This window comes from Klebsiella sp. HMSC09D12 (genome assembly GCF_001808475.1).
Classification (GTDB): domain Bacteria; phylum Pseudomonadota; class Gammaproteobacteria; order Enterobacterales; family Enterobacteriaceae; genus Klebsiella; species Klebsiella oxytoca.
Genome location: NZ_KV793429.1, coordinates 55348 through 71172 on the forward strand (window position 1 = coordinate 55348; position 15825 = coordinate 71172).

Sequence of the window (15825 nt, forward strand, 5' to 3'; positions counted from 1 at the left end):
TCTGGCATTAACGTTACCGTAAATACTCAAAATAATTCAAGAGTATCAGGATTTTTTCTTCTCGCGGCTATGCAGACCACGCTTTTCCAGACCACGGTAAATCAGCTGCTGCTGAATAATGGTGACCAGGTTGCTGACGATATAGTAAACCACCAGACCAGACGGGAACCACAGGAAGAACACCGTAAAGATGACCGGCATAAAGGTCATGATCTTCTGCTGCATCGGGTCGGTCACGGTAGTCGGAGACATCTTCTGAATGAAGAACATCGTCGCGCCCATGATGATCGGCAGGATGTAGTACGGGTCTTGCGCAGACAGGTCGTGGATCCACAGGATAAACGGCGCATGACGCAGTTCAACCGAGGCGCTCAGCATGTAGTACAGCGCAAGGAAGATTGGCATCTGGATAATCAGCGGGAAGCAGCCACCCAGTGGGTTAACCTTCTCCGCTTTATACAGGGCCATCATCTCCTGGCTCTGACGCTGCTTGTCGTCGCCCAGACGCTCGCGCATTGCCTGAATCTTCGGCTGCAGCATACGCATCTTCGCCATGGAGGTGTACTGCGCTTTGGTCAGCGGGTACATGATGCCACGAACGATAAAGGTAATGACGATGATGGAGAAGCCCCAGTTGCCCAGATAGCTGTGGATCCATTTCAGCAGCTTGAACAGCGGCTGAGAGATAAACCACAGCCAGCCGTAGTCGACGGTCAGGTCAAGATGCGGCGCAACGGCGGCCATTTTGTCCTGAATGGCCGGGCCGACCCACAGGGTGCTTTCCAGCTTGTCGGTTTGACCCGGCTGGACCAGAACCGGCTGAGATTTGTAGCCGATAGCCACAAGACCGTTGCCAAGGTTCGCGGTATAGAAGTTGTTAGTGCCGTTGTTCTGCGGAACCCATGCGGTAGTAAAGTACTGCTGCAGCATGGCAACCCAACCGTTTTTGGTGCTGACGTTCAGGTTTTCGTTATCAACGATAGTATCGAATTTATATTTTTCGTACTTCGTTTCAGACGTTGAGTACGCCGCGCCACGGAAGGTGTGCATGGTAGTCAGGCCACCGGTCTGGGTGTCGCGATGCGTCGGCAGGTTGGCGGTTTGCTTCAGCTGGCCAAAGGTTGAGATTTCCAGCGGTTTTTCGCTGGCGTTCTCTACGCTATAGCCGACGTTCACCGCATATTCACCGCGCTTCAGGGTGAAGGTTTTGGTGAATACGTTGCCTGCTTTATCGGTGTACGTGAGCGGAATGACGATTTCGTTCTGGCCATCAGCCAGCACAAACGCATCTTTATCGACGTTATACAACGGACGCGGTCCGTTTGCCGGATTGTCCGGGCCATCACGACCGGTTAAACCGCTCTGCGCCTGATAGGTAAACTGCGGCGAAGTTTCCAGAAGCTGGAATGGCTCAGTTGACTTCAGCTCTTTCGGATAATCCAGAAGCAGCGCCTGCTCAACATCACCACCGCGGGTGTTGATGGTCAGGTCAAGCACATCGGTTTTTACCGTAATCAGTTTCCCCTGGCCACTGGCCGGTACGCCCTGGTCGGCGGCGCTACCCGTTGCTGTGGTCGTTGTCTGCGTGGTCTGCTGCTGAGGCTGAGGATTGTTATCCTGCTCCCAGGCTTGCCAGATCATGAAAGACACGAACAACAAAGCGATGATAAGAAGATTGCGTTGCGAATCCATCGTTAGTGTTCTCTGGTATCAAATGGTCCAGGCGGGACGGGATCGTCACCACCAGGGTGTAAAGGGTGGCATTTTAATACGCGTTTCACCGTCAACCAACTGCCTTTTATCAATCCAAACCTGCGCAATGCCTCAATTCCGTATTGAGAACAGGTTGGCGTGAAACGGCAGTGCGGCCCGAGTAGCGGACTAATCAGGCGCTGATAGACCCGAATCAGGCCTATCAGGACCCGCGAGCCAAGCGACAGTGGCGGCGCCATAATTTTTCCAACGCTTCCGAGAGAGCACGGTTATCGAGGTCGGCAACCCCTTTCTTCGCCACCACCACGAAATCCATTGGCGGGAGTTCATGTTGACGTAAACGGAAGCTTTCACGCGTCAGACGTTTGATCCGATTGCGTTCATGCGCACGCTTAACGTTTTTCTTGGCGACGGTAAGACCGATGCGGGGATGCCCCAGCGAATTTTGGCGGCCGAGGATGGTGATTTGCGGCGTGCCAGCCCGTAATGGCTGCTGGAAGACGAAAGTGAAATGACTGGGAGTTAACAAACGTAACTCCCTGGGAAATGCGAGCTTAACCACTCAGGGTTAGCTTTATTACTTGGAAACGGTCAGACGAGCGCGGCTTTTAGCACGACGACGTGCCAGAACCTGACGACCATTTTTAGTAGCCATACGAGCACGGAAGCCGTGAGAACGGTTGCGCTTCAGTACAGACGGTTGAAAAGTGCGTTTCATGGCGATTTCTACCTAAACTTGAATAATTTCACTGACTTTCGCGTAAATCCGAACGAATTTCGAACGGCCTACGCCTCAGCGTGGGTGATTAAAGAGGCCGGATTGTAATAATTGTACACTCCGGAGTCAATTCTCTTTCCTTATTTCTCGCACCTTGCCGCACAAAAAACAGGCGATGGCGCGCTGCGGAAAACGGGCATTACGCGCCGGGTGGGGGATTATACGACCTGGTGGATAAAGCGCAAGGATCGTAAAGGATCTTTGTTAGATCGATTAGGCTCAAAACCCGCGTAGCTCATTAATTTTTCCAATATGCGGCTGAAATCGTGCTTCACTCCAGCCAGGATCGATTACACTTATCCAGCTTCGATCCTTCCTGTGGATAAATCGGGAAGAATCTGTTGAGAAACACAAGATCTCTTTCTCAGTTTAGGCTATGATCCCCGGTCCCGATCGGGATCCAGAGATCCGCATCGGGTAATAACCGCAGATAGCGGTTCGCACGTCACCCCTTTTGTGCAGGGGCTTTTCGGCTATGCAGGGTCTTGTCGACGTGTGCCAACAATCACGATTGTTTCAGTTTCTCTTTATATATCGATTTTTGTTCGAGTGGAGTCCGCCGTGTCACTTTCGCTTTGGCAGCAGTGTCTTGCCCGATTGCAGGATGAGTTACCAGCCACAGAATTCAGCATGTGGATACGCCCTTTGCAGGCGGAGTTGAGCGATAACACGCTGGCACTGTATGCGCCAAACCGTTTTGTGCTCGATTGGGTAAGGGATAAATACCTCAATAATATCAATGGACTCCTCAATGATTTTTGCGGTGCGGATGCCCCACAGCTGCGCTTTGAAGTCGGCGCGAAGCCTGCCGTTCAGATGCAGAGAGGCGCGGTAAGCGTTGCCGCGGTCGCCCCTGCGCAGCAGGTTCAGACGGCGCGCGTTGCCCCGACTATCGTGCGTCCAGGCTGGGATAACGTGCCGGCGCCGGCAGAACCGACCTATCGCTCCAACGTCAATGTGAAACATACGTTTGATAACTTCGTCGAGGGTAAATCTAACCAGCTGGCTCGCGCGGCGGCGCGTCAGGTAGCGGATAACCCCGGCGGCGCGTATAACCCGCTGTTTCTTTATGGCGGCACCGGCCTGGGTAAAACTCACCTTTTACACGCGGTTGGTAACGGGATTGTGGCGCGTAAACCCAACGCAAAAGTGGTTTACATGCACTCCGAGCGCTTTGTGCAGGACATGGTAAAAGCTCTGCAAAACAACGCCATTGAAGAATTTAAGCGCTACTACCGCTCCGTTGACGCCCTGCTGATCGATGATATCCAGTTTTTTGCTAATAAAGAGCGCTCGCAGGAAGAGTTTTTCCATACCTTTAACGCCCTGCTGGAAGGCAATCAGCAGATCATCCTGACCTCGGATCGCTATCCGAAGGAGATCAACGGGGTTGAAGATCGTCTGAAATCACGCTTCGGCTGGGGTCTGACGGTTGCGATCGAACCGCCAGAGCTGGAAACTCGCGTGGCGATCCTGATGAAAAAAGCGGATGAAAACGACATCCGCCTGCCGGGCGAAGTGGCGTTCTTTATCGCCAAGCGTCTGCGCTCTAACGTACGTGAGCTCGAAGGGGCGCTGAACCGCGTTATCGCCAATGCCAACTTTACCGGCCGGGCGATCACTATCGACTTCGTCCGCGAAGCGCTGCGCGATCTGTTGGCTTTACAGGAAAAACTGGTCACCATCGACAATATTCAAAAGACGGTGGCGGAGTATTACAAAATTAAGGTAGCGGACCTGCTGTCTAAACGCCGCTCCCGTTCGGTGGCGCGCCCACGCCAGATGGCGATGGCGCTGGCAAAAGAGCTGACCAACCACAGTCTGCCGGAAATCGGCGATGCGTTTGGCGGTCGCGACCATACCACCGTCCTGCACGCTTGCCGCAAGATTGAGCAGTTGCGTGAAGAAAGCCACGATATCAAAGAAGATTTTTCCAATTTAATCAGAACATTATCCTCGTGACGCTATGAAATTTACCGTAGAACGTGAACATTTATTAAAACCGCTGCAACAGGTAAGTGGTCCTTTAGGTGGTCGTCCGACGCTACCGATTCTTGGCAACCTGCTCCTTCAGGTTACCGATGGCGCGCTGTCGCTGACCGGTACCGATCTGGAAATGGAAATGGTCGCGCGCGTTGCGCTGATTCAGCCGCACGAAGCGGGAGCAACAACCGTTCCGGCGCGTAAATTTTTTGATATCTGCCGCGGCCTGCCTGAAGGCGCGGAGATCGCGGTACAGCTGGAAGGCGAGCGTATGCTGGTGCGTTCCGGGCGTAGCCGTTTCTCGCTCTCGACGCTACCGGCGGCGGATTTCCCTAACCTTGACGACTGGCAGAGCGAAGTTGAGTTTACCCTGCCGCAGGCGACCATGAAGCGCCTGATTGAGGCGACGCAGTTTTCGATGGCTCACCAGGACGTTCGCTATTACTTAAACGGTATGCTGTTTGAAACCGAAGGCAGCGAACTGCGCACCGTAGCGACCGATGGCCACCGCCTGGCGGTCTGCTCTATGCCGCTGGAAGAGTCCCTGCCCAATCATTCGGTGATCGTGCCGCGTAAAGGCGTGATTGAGCTGATGCGTATGCTTGATGGCGGCGATACGCCGCTGCGCGTACAGATCGGCAGCAACAACATCCGGGCTCACGTTGGCGACTTTATCTTTACTTCGAAGCTGGTCGATGGTCGCTTCCCTGACTATCGCCGCGTACTGCCGAAGAACCCGGACAAGCATCTGGACGCCGGCTGCGATATTCTCAAGCAGGCCTTTGCCCGGGCGGCGATTCTTTCTAACGAAAAATTCCGCGGCGTGCGCCTGTATGTCAGTGAAAATCAGCTGAAAATCACCGCCAATAACCCGGAACAGGAAGAAGCGGAAGAAATTCTGGACGTTACCTATGCCGGTACGGAAATGGAAATCGGTTTTAACGTCAGCTATGTACTGGATGTGCTGAACGCGCTGAAGTGTGAGAACGTACGTATTCTCCTGACGGATTCCGTTTCGAGCGTGCAGATTGAGGATGCGGCTTCGCAATCCGCAGCCTACGTCGTCATGCCCATGCGATTGTAGAATCTGCAAAGGGGCTGGTTTACTTGCCATTTCGCCTTCCGGCAGTGCTCGAAATGCTCACGTACTTCGTGTACGCTCCGCTTTCTGCGCGCTGGCGGTAGACGAACTGGCTGCGACACCTACGCCCCTTGAATGATGACGAGCTGATATGTCGCTATCCCGACTTCTAATCAAAGACTTCCGCAATATTGAAAATGCGGATCTCGCCTTATCCCCCGGCTTTAACTTCCTGGTTGGCGCCAACGGCAGCGGCAAAACCAGCGTGCTTGAAGCTATCTATACGCTCGGCCACGGTCGGGCGTTTCGTAGCTTGCAGATTGGCCGCGTGATTCGTCACGAGCAGGAGTCATTTGTTCTGCACGGTCGCCTGCAGGGCGAAGAGCGAGAAGTCGCCATCGGCCTGACGAAAGATAAGCAGGGCGACAGCAAGGTTCGTATCGACGGCACTGACGGCCATAAAGTGGCGGAGCTGGCGCTTCTGATGCCGATGCAGCTGATTACGCCAGAGGGGTTTACTTTACTCAACGGCGGCCCCAAATACAGAAGAGCGTTCCTTGATTGGGGATGCTTCCACAACGAAGCCGGATTCTTTACCGCCTGGAGCAACCTGAAGCGCCTGGTGAAGCAGCGCAACGCCGCGCTGCGTCAGGTGAGTCGCTATGCCCAGCTGCGGCCATGGGATCTTGAGCTGATCCCGCTGGCGGAGCAAATCAGCCGCTGGCGCGCCGAATATAGCGCCGCTATTGTCGAAGATATGGCGGATACCTGTCGGCAGTTTTTACCTGAGTTCGCCCTCACCTTTTCTTTCCAGCGCGGCTGGGAGAAAGAAACGGATTATGCCGAGGTGCTGGAACGAAATTTCGAACGCGATCGCATGTTAACCTATACCGCGCACGGTCCGCACAAAGCGGATTTCCGCATTCGTGCCGACGGCGCGCCGGTAGAGGATACATTGTCGCGCGGGCAGCTTAAGCTGCTGATGTGCGCCCTGCGGCTGGCGCAAGGTGAGTTTTTGACCCGCGAGAGCGGGCGACGCTGCCTGTACCTGATAGATGATTTTGCCTCGGAACTCGACGACGCGCGGCGCGGGCTGCTGGCCAGCCGTTTAAAAGCCACGCAGTCGCAGGTTTTCGTCAGCGCCATTAGCGCTGAACACGTTATAGACATGTCGGACGAAAATTCGAAGATGTTTACCGTGGAAAAGGGTAAAATAGCGGATTAACCTAAGATTAAATGAGCGAGAAACGTTGATGTCGAATTCTTATGACTCCTCCAGTATCAAAGTCCTGAAAGGGCTGGATGCGGTGCGTAAGCGCCCGGGTATGTATATCGGCGACACGGATGACGGCACCGGTCTGCACCACATGGTATTCGAGGTTGTGGATAACGCTATCGACGAAGCGCTCGCAGGTTACTGTAAAGACATCGTTGTTACGATCCACAGCGATAACTCCGTCTCCGTACAGGATGACGGCCGCGGTATTCCAACCGGTATTCACCCGGAAGAGGGCGTGTCGGCGGCGGAGGTGATCATGACCGTTCTGCACGCAGGCGGTAAATTCGATGATAACTCCTATAAAGTTTCCGGCGGTCTGCACGGCGTAGGCGTTTCCGTTGTTAACGCCCTGTCGCAGAAGCTGGAGCTGGTTATTCAACGCGATAACAAAATTCACCGTCAGGTTTATGCCCACGGCGTGCCGCAGGCTCCGCTGGCGGTTACCGGCGAAACCGAAAAAACCGGTACCATGGTGCGCTTCTGGCCGAGCTACGAAACCTTTACCAACGTTGTCGAATTCGAATACGAGATTCTGGCAAAACGCCTGCGCGAGCTGTCGTTCCTGAACTCCGGGGTGTCGATTCGCCTGCGCGACAAGCGTGACGGCAAAGAAGATCATTTCCACTACGAAGGCGGTATCAAAGCCTTTGTGGAATATCTGAACAAAAACAAAACGCCGATCCACCCGAATATTTTCTATTTCTCCACTGAAAAAGACGGTATCGGCGTTGAAGTTGCGCTGCAGTGGAACGACGGGTTCCAGGAAAATATCTACTGCTTTACCAACAATATCCCGCAGCGCGACGGCGGTACTCACCTGGCGGGCTTCCGTGCGGCGATGACGCGTACCCTGAACGCCTATATGGATAAAGAAGGCTACAGCAAAAAAGCGAAAGTCAGCGCTACCGGCGACGACGCCCGTGAAGGCCTGATTGCCGTGGTTTCCGTGAAGGTGCCGGATCCGAAATTCTCCTCGCAGACCAAAGACAAGCTGGTCTCCTCTGAGGTGAAATCGGCGGTCGAACAGCAGATGAACGAACTGCTGAACGAGTACCTGCTGGAAAACCCGTCTGACGCCAAAATCGTAGTGGGCAAAATCATCGATGCCGCCCGTGCGCGTGAAGCCGCGCGCCGCGCGCGTGAAATGACCCGCCGTAAAGGCGCGCTGGACCTGGCTGGCCTGCCGGGCAAACTGGCGGATTGCCAGGAACGCGACCCGGCACACTCTGAACTGTACTTAGTGGAAGGGGACTCTGCGGGCGGCTCTGCTAAGCAGGGGCGTAACCGTAAGAACCAGGCGATTCTGCCGCTGAAGGGGAAAATCCTCAACGTTGAGAAAGCGCGCTTTGACAAAATGCTCGCTTCGCAGGAAGTGGCGACGCTGATTACCGCGCTGGGCTGCGGCATTGGTCGCGACGAGTACAACCCGGACAAACTGCGCTACCACAGCATCATCATCATGACCGATGCGGACGTCGACGGCTCGCACATTCGTACGCTGCTGTTGACCTTCTTCTACCGTCAGATGCCGGAAATCGTTGAGCGCGGCCACGTCTATATTGCCCAGCCGCCGCTGTACAAAGTGAAGAAAGGCAAGCAAGAACAGTATATTAAAGACGATGAGGCGATGGATCAGTACCAAATCTCCATCGCGCTGGATGGCGCAACGCTGCACACCAACGCCAACGCGCCGGCCCTGGCCGGAGAGCCGCTGGAGAGACTGGTTGCCGAGTATAACGCCACGCAGAAAATGATTACGCGTATGGAACGTCGTTATCCTAAAGCGCTGCTCAAAGAGCTTATCTATCAGCCGACGCTCGCAGAGGCCGACCTGGCGAATGAGCAGACCGTGACGCGCTGGATCAACGCCCTGGTGAGCGAGCTGAATGAGAAAGAGCAGCACGGCAGCCAGTGGAAATTTGATGTCCGCGAGAACGCCGAGCTGCAGCAGTTTGAGCCGATCGTTCGCGTGCGTACCCACGGCGTGGATACCGATTATCCGCTGGATCATGAGTTTGTCACCGGGCCGGAATACCACCGTATCTGCGCGCTGGGCGAAACGCTGCGCGGTCTGATTGAAGAGGATGCCTTTATTGAGCGCGGCGAGCGCCGTCAGCCGGTTGCCAGCTTTGAACAGGCGCTGGACTGGCTGGTGAAAGAGTCGCGCCGCGGCCTCTCTATCCAGCGCTATAAAGGTCTTGGCGAGATGAACCCGGACCAGCTGTGGGAAACCACTATGGACCCGGATAGCCGCCGCATGCTGCGCGTGACCGTGAAGGATGCGATTGCCGCTGACCAGCTGTTCACCACCCTGATGGGTGACGCCGTTGAACCGCGTCGCGCCTTTATCGAAGAGAACGCCCTCAAAGCGGCGAACATCGATATTTAATCGTCGTCTACAGCCCTACTCAGGCCGCGCATTTAGCGCGGCTTTTTTGTGGGCGCAGGCATATCCAGCGACATCACGGACGGTAAACGGCTGGCGAGCATATCGACGGCAATTCTCACCCTCAGCGGTAGATGCGGCGTCTGTTGCCAGACCGCATGAACGTCGAAGCGCACATCCGGCGCCTGCTTTAAAAGCGGGACGAGTTTTCCCTGATGAATTTCTTTGCTGGCCATCCAGCAGGGCAGCCATGCAATGCCGTGGCCGGCCAGCGCAGCGTCGCAGATTGCCTGCAAATCATCCATATTGAGCGATGAACGGGGAGTAAAGGTGTGCGAGACTCCTTCTTTATCCATCAGCTGCCAGGATAGCACTCTGCCTGCTTGCAGATAGTTAATGGCCGCATGGTGGGGTAAATCATCAACGCTTTGTGGCAGACCCTTCTTCAGCAGGTAATCCGGCGCGGCGCACAGCACCATGCGGTGTTCTCCCAGCTTTCTGGCGACCAGAACGCTGCTGTCCTGAAGGGGGCCGTTACGCACCGCCATATCAAACCCTTCCTCGACGAGATCCACCACGCGATCGCTGAATGACATCTCCAGCTCGAGACCTGGGTGTTCCTGCGCAAGCTCGATCAGCAGTGGGGCCACGCACTGGCGACCAAACAGCACCGGCATGGCCACGCGCAGGCGGCCACTAACCTGCTGTTTCCCTGTTTCCAGCAGCGACTCTGCTCCACGAATTTCCTCCAGCGCGCGCTGACAACGTTCATAAAAAAGGGCGCCGTTGTCGGTCAGGCTTTGGCTGCGGGTCGTACGTTGAAACAGACGTACCCCCAACCGCTCTTCAAGCCGAGCGATACTCTTTCCTACCGCCGAGCGCGACAAATGCAAACGAATTGCGGCCTGAGAAAAACTTCCCGCCTCAACGGCGGCCACAAAAACCGGAATATCCTTCAGCGTATCGGTCATGGATTGTATCTTTTAAGTCACCAATAGAGGGAAAACTTATCGCCACTGGTTACCCATGGTCAACGGTAAACTGTCACTTCAAGCTTATTTGATGGCAGGAGTGAAAAATGACGCAGACAATGCAACGCTGGTCTATGGACGCCCTCGGGCGTGAGAACCTCAATCTTATTCAGGCGCCTGTTCCGCAGCCGGGCCCGGGTGAAGTCCGCGTGCGGGTGAATGCCGTTGCGCTCAACTATCGCGATAAGATGGTCATTGAAGGCACCATGCCTATTGCGCTTTCCTTCCCGTTTACGCCGGCGTCTGATATGGCGGGCGTGGTGGAGAGCACGGGCGAGGGCGTCACGCGTTTCAAACCCGGCGCTCGGGTGATCTCCACCTTTTTCCCGGAGTGGATCGACGGTAGACCAGCGTCAGATGCCCGCACTTTGCCTTATAAAACCACCGGCGGGTACTTCCAGGGCATGCTGGCTGAGTACGTGGTTGTGAATGAAAACTGGCTGGTGGCTGCACCGGAAACCCTTGATGATGCAGAAGCCAGCACGCTCCCTTGTGCAGGGCTTACCGCATGGTTCGCGCTGGTGGAACGCGGTCATTTACACGCCGGGCAATCGGTGCTGGTACAGGGGACGGGCGGTGTGGCGATATTCGCTTTGCAAATTGCAAAAGCACAGGGGGCAAAGGTTTTTGTCACATCAGGAAGTGATGAAAAACTGGCGCGGGCTAAACAACTTGGCGCCGATCATGGGATAAACCGGCTCAAAAGTGATTGGACGGAAGGAATTTACGAACTGACCGCCGATCGCGGCATCGATCATATTATTGAAACCGTTGGCGGGGAGAATCTGCGACATTCCCTGCGCGCCGTTGCGGTTCATGGCCGCATATCGGTCATTGGCGTGCTGGCCGGGAGTGAAATCTCGCTACCGGCTGGCGAACTGTTGCTGAAATCCCCGGTGATTCAGGGTATTGGTGTCGGGCACCGTCGTGCGCTGGAAGATTTCGTCCGCGCCGTTGACGTGACCGGGTTAAAACCGGTGATTGAACACCGTTACCGTTTTAACCAGCTTGAACAGGCGCTTGAACATCTCGATCGCGGGGCGTTTGGTAAAATCGTTCTGACCCGCGAGTAAGATCCCGGTCCCCGGGTTCTGCCTAAAAGAGGGTGTTCCGCTGCGTAATGTAGCTCTGTTTTTGTAGGCTTAATCGCGTTAGCATGAGTAAGGACTCATCTTACCCGGGGATTTCATGGCTATTAAACTAATCGCAATTGATATGGACGGCACGCTGCTGCTGCCTGACCATACCATCTCTCCTGCGGTGAAAACCGCGATTGCCGCAGCCCGCGAACGCGGCGTCAACGTGGTGTTAACCACCGGACGACCTTACGCAGGCGTGCACAGCTACCTGAAAGAACTGCATATGGAGCAGCCGGGAGATTACTGCATCACCTACAACGGCGCTTTAGTACAGAAGGCAAGCGACGGCAGTACCGTTGCGCAAACCGCGCTGGGCTACGACGACTATCGCTATCTGGAACAGCTGGCCCGTGATGTCGGCTCCCACTTCCACGCGCTGGATCGTAATACCCTGTATACCGCTAACCGCGATGTAAGCTATTACACGGTGCATGAATCCTACGTGGCGACAATCCCGCTGGTCTTCTGCGAAGCCGAAAATATGGATCCCAACATCCAGCTGTTGAAAGTGATGATGATCGATGAACCGGCCATTCTGGACCAGGCTATCGCCCGCATCCCGGCTGAAGTGAAAGAGAAATACACCGTGCTGAAAAGCGCGCCCTACTTCCTGGAAATCCTTGATAAACGCGTCACTAAAGGCACCGGCGTGAAATCGCTGGCCGATACGCTGGGTATCAAGCCGGAAGAGGTGATGGCGATTGGCGATCAGGAAAATGACATTGCAATGATCGAATATGCAGGCGTCGGCGTGGCGATGGACAACGCGATCCCTGCCGTCAAAGAAGCGGCAAACTTTATCACCAAATCCAATCTGGAAGACGGTGTGGCATATGCTATTGAAAAATATGTCTTAAACTAAAAATTGTTTTCTGAAAAACCCGCGTTTATCGCGGGTTTTTTTATACCCTGAGTTTACCCCGCCAGAAAATCTTCATGCCTGATTGTCGTTTTTGTGATCTAAATTGTAGTACAACATGTTTGTATTGTACTACATTGTGCCCATGGCGATGACGAGTGGTATCACGTTAGTACTACAAAGTTGCGGTCAAATCCGCCTGTCGCGGTAAAGTAGAGAGGTACATCCAGAGCACAAGGACTCTCCATGACTCTCAATAAAACCGATCGCATCGTCATCACGCTGGGCAAGCAGATTGTCAGCGGTAAATACGTTCCCGGCTCTGCGCTGCCCGCGGAAGCCGAGCTGTGTGAGGAGTTTGCTACCTCGCGCAATATCATTCGCGAAGTGTTCCGGTCATTGATGGCCAGGCGACTGATTGAAATGAAGCGCTATCGCGGCGCATTCGTTGCCTCGCGCAACCAGTGGAATTATCTCGACACCGACGTTTTACAGTGGGTGCTGGAGAGCGATTACGACCCGCGGCTGATTAGCGCGATGAGCGAGGTACGTAATCTGGTTGAACCGGCGATAGCCCGCTGGGCGGCAGAGCGCGCAACATCGAGCGACCTGGCGCAAATAGAAGAAGCGCTCAACGACATGATCGCCAACAACCAGGACAGGGAAGCGTTTAACGAAGCGGATATTCGCTACCACGAGGCGGTGCTGCAGTCGGTACATAACCCGGTACTGCAACAGCTCAACGTGGCGATCAGCTCGCTACAGCGGGCGGTATTTGAAAGGACCTGGATGGGCGATGAGGCCAACATGCCGAAAACGCTCCAGGAACATAAGGCGCTGTTTGACGCCATCCGGCATCAGGACAGCGAAGCGGCGGAGCAGGCGGCGCTCACCATGATCGCCAGCTCGACACGAAGGTTAAAGGAAATCACATGACATCTCGCTACATCGCAATTGACTGGGGATCGACAAACCTGCGCGCCTGGCTTTATCAGGGCGAGCAGTGTCTGGAGAGCAGGCAATCGGAAGCAGGCGTCACGCGCCTGAACGGACACTCCCCCGCAGCGGTGTTTAGCGAAATAACCGCGGGCTGGCGCGACAGCGCTACCCCGGTAGTGATGGCGGGAATGGTCGGCAGTAATGTCGGCTGGAAGGCGGCGCCCTACCTGCCAGTTCCCGTCCATTTTTCCGCCATTGGCGAACAATTAACCGCTGTTAGCGACCAGGTCTGGATTATTCCCGGACTCAGCGTCTCTCGCGACGATAACCATAATGTGATGCGCGGCGAAGAGACTCAGCTCCTCGGCGCGCGGGCAATAGCTCCTTCCTCCGTCTACGTTATGCCCGGCACCCACTGCAAATGGGTGCAGGCTGACCGCCAACAAATTAGCGACTTTCGCACGGTGATGACCGGCGAACTCCACCACCTGCTGCTGCGCCACTCGCTGGTCGGCGCCGGGTTACCGGAGCAGGTCTCAGCTCCTGACGCGTTTAACGCCGGGCTTGAGCGCGGCCTGCATTCGCCAGACATCCTGCCGCAGCTTTTTGAGGTACGCGCTGCGCACGTGCTGGGCTCACTGCCGCGCGAACAGGTGAGCGAATTTCTCTCCGGCCTGCTGATTGGCGCGGAAGTCGCCACCATGAGCGCCCATTTCCACGATCGCCAGGTCACCCTCGTTGCCGGAGAGGCGCTGGCAGACCGCTATCAGCAGGCGCTTGGCGCTATTGGCCGTCAGACGACCGTGGTGTCAGGCGACACCGCATTTCAGACCGGAATAAGGAGCATCGCCCATGCAGTGGCAAACTAAACTACCGCTTATCGCTATTCTGCGCGGCATTACGCCGGAAGAGGCGCTGGAACATGTCGGCGCCGTCATTGATGCTGGCTTCGACGCCATTGAAATCCCGCTCAATTCTCCGCAGTGGGAAAAAAGCATTTCCGCCGTTGTTGAGGCTTATGGCGACAGAGCGCTGATAGGCGCGGGCACCGTACTTAAGCCTGAACGTGTGGACAGGCTTGCCGAAATGGGCTGCAGGCTTATCGTTACGCCCAATATTCAGCCAGAGGTGATTCGCCGCGCGGTGAGCTTCGGCATGACCGTTTGTCCCGGATGCGCGACGGCGACGGAAGCTTTTACCGCGCTGGATGCTGGCGCACAGGCTTTAAAAGTATTCCCTTCCTCGGCTTTTGGCCCTGACTACATCAAAGCGCTAAAAGCCGTTTTGCCGCCGGAGGTGCCCGTTTTCGCCGTGGGCGGCGTGACGCCGGAGAACCTGGCGCAGTGGCTAAAAGCCGGTTGTACCGGTGCCGGGCTGGGCAGCGATCTCTATCGCGCCGGGCAATCCGTAGAGCGTACCGCACGGCAGGCGGCAGCATTTGTTAAAGCGTATCGAGAGGCAGTGCAATGAAAATAACCAAACTCACCACGTATCGTTTACCCCCGCGCTGGATGTTTTTAAAAATTGAAACCGACGAAGGCGTGATTGGCTGGGGCGAGCCCGTGATTGAAGGGCGCGCGCGCACCGTGGAGGCTGCGGTGCATGAGCTCGGCGATTATCTGATAGGCCAGGATCCGGCGCAGATTAACGACCTGTGGCAGGTGATGTACCGCGCGGGCTTTTATCGCGGCGGCCCGATTTTAATGAGCGCCATCGCCGGTATCGACCAGGCCCTGTGGGATATTAAAGGCAAAGTGCTGAATGCCCCGGTCTGGCAGCTGATGGGGGGCCTGGTACGTGACAAAATCAAAGCCTACAGCTGGGTTGGCGGCGATCGGCCGGCAGAAGTGATTGACGGTATCAAAAAGTTGCGCGGAATTGGTTTTGATACCTTTAAATTAAATGGCTGCGAGGAGCTGGGGCTGATCGATAATTCTCGTGCGGTGGACGCTGCGGTGAATACCGTGGCGCAAATTCGCGAAGCGTTCGGCAATGAAATTGAATTTGGTCTCGATTTCCACGGTCGCGTGAGCGCGCCGATGGCGAAGGTACTTATCAAAGAGCTGGAGCAATATCGCCCGCTATTTATTGAAGAGCCGGTTCTTGCCGAGCAGGCAGAATACTATCCGCGGCTGGCGGCGCAAACCTCGATTCCTATTGCGGCGGGCGAACGCATGTTCTCGCGCTTCGAGTTTAAACGCGTGCTGGAAGCCGGTGGGCTGGCTATTCTGCAACCCGACCTGTCGCACGCCGGCGGTATTACCGAGTGCTATAAAATCGCTGGAATGGCTGAGGCCTATGACGTGGCGTTGGCGCCGCACTGCCCGCTGGGACCCATTGCGCTTGCCGCCTGTCTGCACGTCGATTTTGTCTCCTATAACGCCGTCTTCCAGGAACAAAGTATGGGTATTCACTATAACAAGGGCGCGGAATTACTCGACTTTGTAAAAAATAAAGAAGACTTCAATATGGAAGGCGGCTTCTTTAAACCATTAATGAAGCCAGGGCTTGGCGTAGAGATCGATGAAGCGCGGGTAATTGAATTAAGTCAAAATGCGCCGGACTGGCGTAATCCGTTGTGGCGGCATGAGGATGGTAGCGTCGCGGAATGGTAAATGCGCGTCATACTTTGCGCTG

At 55.3% G+C, this 15825-nt stretch carries 15 protein-coding genes; 10 read left to right on the forward strand and 5 right to left on the reverse strand.

The annotated features are described in order from the left end of the window. Positions 1–45: 45 nt before the first annotated feature. Genes yidC through rpmH form a run of 4 tightly spaced genes read right to left on the reverse strand, consistent with a single transcriptional unit; the run spans position 46 to position 2431 of the window. Positions 46–1692 (reverse strand): membrane protein insertase YidC, encoded by a 1647-nt coding sequence (yidC, locus tag HMPREF3178_RS06435; RefSeq protein ID WP_004107212.1) that lies wholly within the window; start codon positions 1690–1692, stop codon positions 46–48. Positions 1693–1694: 2 nt separating this feature from the next. Next, positions 1695–1952, reverse strand: a complete 258-nt coding sequence (gene yidD / locus HMPREF3178_RS29655; protein ID WP_071530267.1) for a membrane protein insertion efficiency factor YidD — start codon at positions 1950–1952, stop codon at positions 1695–1697. Next, the gene (gene rnpA, locus HMPREF3178_RS06440) at positions 1916–2275 is read right to left on the reverse strand and encodes a ribonuclease P protein component (RefSeq protein WP_004871829.1); all 360 of its coding nucleotides are present in this window, start codon (positions 2273–2275) and stop codon (positions 1916–1918) included. Before rnpA ends, yidD begins: the two co-directional genes overlap by 37 nt. Before the next feature lie 15 nt (positions 2276–2290). Continuing rightward, complete coding sequence (gene rpmH, locus HMPREF3178_RS29660; protein WP_004871828.1) at positions 2291–2431, reverse strand: 50S ribosomal protein L34; 141 nt, start codon at positions 2429–2431, stop codon at positions 2291–2293. A 621-nt stretch (positions 2432–3052) separates the two neighbouring features. Between rpmH and dnaA the strand changes: the two genes are divergently transcribed. The 4 genes from dnaA (at position 3053) to gyrB (ending at position 9223) form a co-directional block, all read left to right on the forward strand. Continuing rightward, positions 3053–4453 (forward strand): chromosomal replication initiator protein DnaA, encoded by a 1401-nt coding sequence (gene dnaA / locus HMPREF3178_RS06445; protein WP_004107208.1) that lies wholly within the window; start codon positions 3053–3055, stop codon positions 4451–4453. A gap of 4 nt (positions 4454–4457) precedes the next feature. Beyond that, on the forward strand, positions 4458–5558 hold the full coding sequence (gene dnaN / locus HMPREF3178_RS06450) for a DNA polymerase III subunit beta (protein ID WP_004107206.1): 1101 nt from the start codon (positions 4458–4460) through the stop codon (positions 5556–5558). Between the two features lie 148 nt (positions 5559–5706). Beyond that, positions 5707–6780 carry a DNA replication/repair protein RecF gene (gene recF, locus HMPREF3178_RS06455; RefSeq protein WP_004107198.1) on the forward strand — a complete coding sequence of 358 codons (1074 nt, stop codon included), beginning with the start codon at positions 5707–5709 and terminating at the stop codon, positions 6778–6780. Positions 6781–6808: 28 nt separating this feature from the next. After that, a complete protein-coding gene (gene gyrB, locus HMPREF3178_RS06460; protein ID WP_004107195.1) occupies positions 6809–9223 on the forward strand; it encodes a DNA topoisomerase (ATP-hydrolyzing) subunit B in 2415 nt (804 codons plus the stop codon). A 32-nt stretch (positions 9224–9255) separates the two neighbouring features. On the opposite strand, the gene HMPREF3178_RS06465 is transcribed toward gyrB, so the two are convergent. After that, entirely contained in the window at positions 9256–10191 is a 936-nt protein-coding gene (locus HMPREF3178_RS06465; RefSeq protein WP_017145196.1) for a LysR family transcriptional regulator, read from the reverse strand. A 107-nt stretch (positions 10192–10298) separates the two neighbouring features. On the opposite strand from HMPREF3178_RS06465, the gene HMPREF3178_RS06470 reads away from it, so the two are divergent. The 6 genes from HMPREF3178_RS06470 to dgoD all read left to right on the forward strand — a co-directional run bounded on the left by HMPREF3178_RS06470 (position 10299) and on the right by dgoD (position 15803). After that, complete coding sequence (locus HMPREF3178_RS06470) at positions 10299–11324, forward strand: zinc-dependent alcohol dehydrogenase family protein (protein WP_004107189.1); 1026 nt, start codon at positions 10299–10301, stop codon at positions 11322–11324. A 115-nt stretch (positions 11325–11439) separates the two neighbouring features. Beyond that, complete coding sequence (gene yidA / locus HMPREF3178_RS06475; protein WP_004107186.1) at positions 11440–12252, forward strand: sugar-phosphatase; 813 nt, start codon at positions 11440–11442, stop codon at positions 12250–12252. Positions 12253–12495: 243 nt separating this feature from the next. After that, a complete protein-coding gene (gene dgoR, locus HMPREF3178_RS06480) occupies positions 12496–13185 on the forward strand; it encodes a D-galactonate utilization transcriptional regulator DgoR (protein ID WP_004107184.1) in 690 nt (229 codons plus the stop codon). Then, positions 13182–14057, forward strand: coding sequence for a 2-dehydro-3-deoxygalactonokinase (locus tag HMPREF3178_RS06485; RefSeq protein WP_004107182.1), 876 nt, complete (start codon positions 13182–13184; stop codon positions 14055–14057). Before dgoR ends, HMPREF3178_RS06485 begins: the two co-directional genes overlap by 4 nt. Beyond that, on the forward strand, positions 14041–14658 hold the full coding sequence (locus HMPREF3178_RS06490; protein ID WP_017145197.1) for a 2-dehydro-3-deoxy-6-phosphogalactonate aldolase: 618 nt from the start codon (positions 14041–14043) through the stop codon (positions 14656–14658). The genes HMPREF3178_RS06485 and HMPREF3178_RS06490 overlap by 17 nt, the downstream gene beginning before the upstream one ends. Next, positions 14655–15803 carry a galactonate dehydratase gene (gene dgoD / locus HMPREF3178_RS06495; protein ID WP_004107175.1) on the forward strand — a complete coding sequence of 383 codons (1149 nt, stop codon included), beginning with the start codon at positions 14655–14657 and terminating at the stop codon, positions 15801–15803. Before HMPREF3178_RS06490 ends, dgoD begins: the two co-directional genes overlap by 4 nt. The last annotated feature ends 22 nt before the right edge of the window (positions 15804–15825 follow it).

What these genes read in the sequence shown, in the direction of transcription:
- dgoD (WP_004107175.1), top strand. Translation starts at nt 14,655, where the DNA reads ATGAAAATAACCAAACTCACCACGTATCGTTTACCCCCGCGCTGGATG.
- HMPREF3178_RS06490 (WP_017145197.1), top strand. Translation starts at nt 14,041, where the DNA reads ATGCAGTGGCAAACTAAACTACCGCTTATCGCTATTCTGCGCGGCATT.
- rpmH (WP_004871828.1), bottom strand. Translation starts at nt 2,431, where the DNA reads ATGAAACGCACTTTTCAACCGTCTGTACTGAAGCGCAACCGTTCTCAC.
- dnaN (WP_004107206.1), top strand. Translation starts at nt 4,458, where the DNA reads ATGAAATTTACCGTAGAACGTGAACATTTATTAAAACCGCTGCAACAG.
- yidD (WP_071530267.1), bottom strand. Translation starts at nt 1,952, where the DNA reads ATGGCGCCGCCACTGTCGCTTGGCTCGCGGGTCCTGATAGGCCTGATT.
- yidA (WP_004107186.1), top strand. Translation starts at nt 11,440, where the DNA reads ATGGCTATTAAACTAATCGCAATTGATATGGACGGCACGCTGCTGCTG.
- dgoR (WP_004107184.1), top strand. Translation starts at nt 12,496, where the DNA reads ATGACTCTCAATAAAACCGATCGCATCGTCATCACGCTGGGCAAGCAG.
- HMPREF3178_RS06465 (WP_017145196.1), bottom strand. Translation starts at nt 10,191, where the DNA reads ATGACCGATACGCTGAAGGATATTCCGGTTTTTGTGGCCGCCGTTGAG.
- HMPREF3178_RS06485 (WP_004107182.1), top strand. Translation starts at nt 13,182, where the DNA reads ATGACATCTCGCTACATCGCAATTGACTGGGGATCGACAAACCTGCGC.
- recF (WP_004107198.1), top strand. Translation starts at nt 5,707, where the DNA reads ATGTCGCTATCCCGACTTCTAATCAAAGACTTCCGCAATATTGAAAAT.
- HMPREF3178_RS06470 (WP_004107189.1), top strand. Translation starts at nt 10,299, where the DNA reads ATGACGCAGACAATGCAACGCTGGTCTATGGACGCCCTCGGGCGTGAG.
- gyrB (WP_004107195.1), top strand. Translation starts at nt 6,809, where the DNA reads ATGTCGAATTCTTATGACTCCTCCAGTATCAAAGTCCTGAAAGGGCTG.
- yidC (WP_004107212.1), bottom strand. Translation starts at nt 1,692, where the DNA reads ATGGATTCGCAACGCAATCTTCTTATCATCGCTTTGTTGTTCGTGTCT.